General features: G+C 52.9%; 4 protein-coding genes and 1 pseudogene. 4 read left to right on the forward strand and 1 reads right to left on the reverse strand.

The window, feature by feature from the left end:
- Positions 1-33: 33 nt before the first annotated feature.
- From C7H09_RS20590 to C7H09_RS12395, 3 genes and pseudogenes are all read left to right on the forward strand, one after another.
- Positions 34-297, forward strand: a pseudogene (locus C7H09_RS20590) (hypothetical protein); the annotation flags it as partial.
- A 324-nt stretch (positions 298-621) separates the two neighbouring features.
- The gene (locus C7H09_RS12390) at positions 622-2,463 is read left to right on the forward strand and encodes an RHS repeat domain-containing protein (protein WP_240616584.1); all 1,842 of its coding nucleotides are present in this window, start codon (positions 622-624) and stop codon (positions 2,461-2,463) included.
- On the forward strand, positions 2,463-2,822 hold the full coding sequence (locus C7H09_RS12395; RefSeq protein ID WP_106763146.1) for a hypothetical protein: 360 nt from the start codon (positions 2,463-2,465) through the stop codon (positions 2,820-2,822). The genes C7H09_RS12390 and C7H09_RS12395 overlap by 1 nt, the downstream gene beginning before the upstream one ends.
- Here the strand turns inward: C7H09_RS12395 and C7H09_RS12400 are convergent.
- Entirely contained in the window at positions 2,819-3,376 is a 558-nt protein-coding gene (locus tag C7H09_RS12400; protein ID WP_106763148.1) for an RNA 2'-phosphotransferase, read from the reverse strand. The genes C7H09_RS12395 and C7H09_RS12400 overlap by 4 nt on opposite strands.
- Before the next feature lie 251 nt (positions 3,377-3,627).
- Here C7H09_RS12400 and C7H09_RS12405 point away from each other — a divergent pair, with 251 nt between their 5' ends.
- Positions 3,628-4,929, forward strand: coding sequence for an IS1380 family transposase (locus tag C7H09_RS12405; RefSeq protein WP_106763143.1), 1,302 nt, complete (start codon positions 3,628-3,630; stop codon positions 4,927-4,929).
- Positions 4,930-5,090 lie beyond the last annotated feature (161 nt).

The raw sequence follows: 5,090 nt of genomic DNA on the forward strand, positions 1-5,090 counted from the left end.
AGCCGCCAGTACCAGTACGACAAGGCTGGCCGCCTGACCGACTACACCAACGCCCAGGGCGACCATCACGGCTACGAATACGGCCCGCTGATGCGCCCGTTGGCGTATCGCCGACCCGATGGCCATAAGGTTCAGTACCAGTACGACCTCAGCGAACGCCTGACCGCCATCACCCGCACCGATGGCCAGCAATGGCAACTGGGCTGGAATGCCGCAGGCCATATTGACCGCTGCGCGGCCCCCGATGGCCGGGACATCCGTTTCCAATACAACGCCGCCGGGCACATCACCCACCGGGAATACCCAGGTTTCTGGGCGCAGCGCACAGAGCGAGACCCCGCTGGCCGGGTACTGACCCAGACCAGTCAGGGCAAAGACCGCAAAGCGGTCACCCGCCATTATCGCTACGACACCGCTGGCCGCCGCACCCATGCCAGCTGCGCCGACCGCAAGCTGCACTGGACGTGGAACACCCTCGGCCAGATCACCGAACACCATCAGGACCAATATAAAACCGCCTACGGCTACGGCCCCGGTGGCCGGATAGAAAAGATCGAACTGCCCGACGGCACCACCGTCCACTACCACTACGACTCACAAGGCCGTTGGCAGACCCTGGCGGTGAACGGCAACCCCCTGATTGAACGCACCTTCGACAACCAGAACCGCGAAGCCACCCGTACCGCCGGCTCTAACACTCAAAGCCAGCTGCACGACCGCTACGGCTGCCTGATCAAACGCAAATGGCAGGGCCAACAAAGTGCCACAAGACGCTACCGCTGGGATGCCGAAAACCGCCTGGAAGCCACCCAGGACAACCTGACCGGCGACACCCACTATCAGCGGGACAGCCAGGGTCAGCTGATCCATGAAAACGACACAACCTACCACTACGACCTGGGCGGCAACCGACTCCCGGAAGGCGGCCAGATTGAACAGGATCGCCTGATCAGAAGCGGCGACGATAAACGAACCTATGATGCCCTGGGCGCAGAAGTCCGCATTACCGGCCAAACCACCGAACACCGCACCTTCGACGCCGAAGGCCAGCTCATCGAATTCAAACGGCCAGAGCAGCACATCACCTACGGCTACGACGCCCTGGGCAGACGGGCCTGGCGCAAAACCGACGCAGGCACCACCACCTACCTGTGGCACAACGATGTCTTGCTGGGAGAGCAAAGTCCTTCCGGCCAATGGCAGTGGTACCTCCGTGACCCACAAACCGATGAGCCCTTAATCACGCTGATCGACAACCAACCCTACTACTACGAACTGGATCATCGGATGATGCCTGTTCGGTTGTGGGATCAGGAGGGGCAAAAGGTCTGGGAGGGTAATGCGGATGCGTGGGGCAAGTGCCAGCCCGACACACTTAATCACGGGATTCATCAGTCACTCAGATTGCCGGGGCAGTTTGAGGATGAGCTGACGGGAATTGTTCAGAACCGGTTCCGGGATTATGATCCCGCGACAGGCCGGTATCTGACGCCAGATCCTTTGGGTTTAAAAGGCGGACTAAATGCTTACCGCTATACCAAAAACCCGTTAGATTTTGTGGATCCGTTGGGGCTAGAGTTTAAAGCGGTTATTACCCCAGAGAATGCTGAAACGGGGGAGGATGCACCGATTCTGGATAATCTGGAACCTGTGCAAGAAATTCCAGTTCCAGAAAGTCAGTTATCACAAAGGCACCTTCGCGAGACGGTGGGGCTGGATACGGTTGTTGTTGGGCCTAACGGCCATGGCGAAACCATTGGCGCCATGTATGGCAAAGTCTATGATCCTGAAGGCAACCAATTACCCGGAGTTGATAATCAAGCAGTTGAGGCATTCAATGACGCGCTTCGGCAAGCTGAGAAAACGCGTGAATACCGGGCTGAAGGATATAAAATGGTCGCTCAGGATGCGGCTTTGGGAATGGCGGCAGGGCCTGCTGCTGGTATAGTGGCTGGCGGAGCGACGAAAGCTGCGGGCTCATTGGTTAGCAAAGCTAAGGGTGCTTTTGGGGCTCTTCGTAAAGCTGATGTTCCAAACAAAAACGTGATTGATGGATTGACTGAACTTGATCCTCGATTTATCCGCACTACACAAACAACTACGAAGCAGCAAGGCGCTACATTGCGTGCTTTAACCGAAAGCATGCAGAAAAATGGGTTTCAGGTTGAACCAGATAAGCTAATAGATGTTGTTCGTATGCCGGATGGTGGCTTAACCTCTCTGGATAATACTCGGATAGTTGCGGCGGACCTTGCAGGAGTGAAAATTCAAGCAAGAGTCCATAATTTCGATGACTTATTGCCTAATGATGAGCAGTTTATTTCTCGCTTTATTGGTAGAAAAGGAGAGGTGCCAACTAATTGGGGTGAGGCTGTTAAAAACAGGATAAGCAATCAAAGCTCTTTGTTTAGAAATACGTACCCTGAAGGCTCTCCATTTATTTCATACGGGAAAAAATATTGATGTACGAACTATTGAGTAGGGAGCTTTTACCTGAATGGTTTGAGTACCCCAAAAATCTTTTATGCCTGCTTGAAGATGATGAAATCGACTTTGGCCCTTGGCAGTTATTGCATGGAAAGTGGCTTAATGTCCGTCATGCAGGATTAAAAGAGCGCTACCCAAATTTGGACTTGGTTCCATTTGCTAGGCGTTTAGACGATGATGATGTAGCTTGTTTTGATGTCTCAGAAAATTCCTCCATACTGAAAGTGAAAATTATTCATGATTTTGCATCTTCCGGATGGGAGGAAAGGGAGGAGTTAGAGAGCTTCGATATTTGGCTGCAGGAAGCCAAAGAGTTAGCAAAAGATTGGGATTAACTCTGGCTTATTAAGTAGGTACTAGGTACTGATTCAGTAAGCCAAACCCCATTCTCAGACTGATAAAATACAAAGCCCTGTTCATGCATGAGCAGGGCTTTTATTTTTAGAATTAATGGCTTGCCGTAGCGCTGCCCGACAGCAGTGGCTGTTTCAATATCTGTTGACAGATGCACGTACTGCCGCTGTTGCGGCTTTAATCCTTCCTGCAAGATGCTATTGAGAAACCGTGTCGCTGTACCGTGGTATAAAAACTCCGGTGGAGTGACCGGCTTTAGCTGCAAATCCACATTGATTGAATGTCCCTGATTGGCACGGATATTTTGTCCGTCGTCAGAAATAATAAATCGTTTCTTATCACTGGTATCGACAACCTCCTGAATCAAAGTGCGATCCAGGTTGATCGGTTCACTTGAAGCATTAGCCTTGCTGATGAGGTCGTCAATATTGGCCCAGCCGTTGGTATCCAACTCTAAGCCGATAGCTTCTGGCTTATGGCGTAAAACAAAACTTAAAAACTTACTGACTTTATTGAGTTGCTTGGATGAGGCCATTCTTAACCGGCCTTCTGTTGCGCAATCAGCGCATCCAGCATCTCGGAAATAAACTTCTGTTTGCTGCGAGGCATCAGACTGATCTGTTCAACTTGTTGTTGCAGTTTGGAACTGGGGCCGCGCTTACCTTTAGTTGCTGTTTTAGCCCGGATTTCTCATGAGAAGGTAGCGTAAGGAAGGAAGAAGCGGCTGAAAGTGATATAGTTTCAGGGCCTTACACCGTTAACCAACACAAACAGCCGCTATCCAAAATGGTACCCGAAAAGCTAACCTTCTCGCCACTCTCTCGTCGCCAAATTGAAGCCGATTTCTCCGGTGGTCATATCACCTCTGATGCCGAATTGCTCCTGCTTCGGGAAGTCGACAAACGACACAGCCTGACTCAGCGCCTGGCCTCAGTGCTTAACGATTCACGGAACCCAATGCTGGTACACCACAAGCTGGAAACCATGACTCGGCAACGGGTCTTCGGCATGGCGGCAGGGTACGAAGACCTGAATGATCATGAGACCCTGCGCTTTGATCAGGCCCTGCAAACCGCGGTCGGCAAAGAGAACGATTTAGCTGGCAAGTCTACGCTCTGCCGAATGGAGCAGCAAGTAGACCGTCAGTCGGTCATCAAAGCCCACGAGTTGCTGTGGCAGCACTTCATCGAACAGCACGAGACGCCACCGAAGGAAATCGTGCTGGATTTTGACGGTACCGATATCCCGGTTCATGGCGATCAGCCTGGCAAGTTCTTTAACGCCTATTACGACCACCATTGTTACTTTCCATTGTACGTGTTCTGTGGCCGTCACCTGCTGGTGAGCTACCTGCGCACCAGCAATCGCAGTGACAGTCGACACAGCTGGGCCATCTTGGCTCTGCTGGTAAAGTTCATCCGACAGTACTGGCCCAACACTCGTATTGTGTTCCGGGGTGATAGCGGCTTTTACCGGCCCCGCTTGTTGAGCTGGTGCGACCGGAACCATGTGGATTACCTGGTCGGCATCAGTAAAAACAGCCGGTTGCTCAAGGACGTGGAAGCGCCATCACAACTGGTTCGGGACACGCACCAGAAAGTTGGCGAAAAAGTCTCCGCCACCTATCGGTTCCGGTATCAGGCGCACTCCTGGAAATACCCTCGCTGGGTGGTGGCCCGCCTGGAAGAAGGTGAGCTTGGTTCGAACCCTCGCTTCGTGGTCAGTTCCCGCTATGATGACGGTTTTAAGCTCTACTACGAGCAATACTGCGCCCGTGGCGATATGGAAAACCGGATCAAGGATCAGCAGCTGTACTTATTTGCGGATCGCACGTCGAGTGTGCGGTGGTGGACGAATCAATGGCGGCTGATCTTGTCCGGCTTCGCTTACACCCTGTTCGAGCGATTACGAGCGCACCTGAAAAAGACGCCCTTCGAGCGCATGAGCGCCAGCAACCTGAGGCTGAAGCTGATCAAGGTTGGGGCGGTCATCATCCGCAATACCCGTCGAGTCCGGGTGCTGATGAGTGACGCCTACCCTTACAAGGACGAACTCACGGATCTGGTTCGCCGCCTGGTTCCGGGGTAGATGCCCGGGCTCCCCCGGCCCGACGCAATGGGGGTAAGGGGGTAGTGTGTCCAGATAACAGAAATTGAATACTTATTAGACAAAAATGGTCGCGCCTGAACGCTCATAGCGGTAACCCGAACAGTCTGCGGGACTCGCTGAGTGGCTATGAGAAATCCGGG

The sequence above is a fragment of the Marinobacter fuscus genome, from assembly GCF_003007675.1.
Taxonomy (GTDB): Bacteria; Pseudomonadota; Gammaproteobacteria; order Pseudomonadales; family Oleiphilaceae; genus Marinobacter; species Marinobacter fuscus.

What these genes read in the sequence shown, in the direction of transcription:
- C7H09_RS12395 (WP_106763146.1), top strand. Translation starts at nt 2,463, where the DNA reads ATGTACGAACTATTGAGTAGGGAGCTTTTACCTGAATGGTTTGAGTAC.
- C7H09_RS12400 (WP_106763148.1), bottom strand. Translation starts at nt 3,376, where the DNA reads ATGGCCTCATCCAAGCAACTCAATAAAGTCAGTAAGTTTTTAAGTTTT.
- C7H09_RS12405 (WP_106763143.1), top strand. Translation starts at nt 3,628, where the DNA reads ATGGTACCCGAAAAGCTAACCTTCTCGCCACTCTCTCGTCGCCAAATT.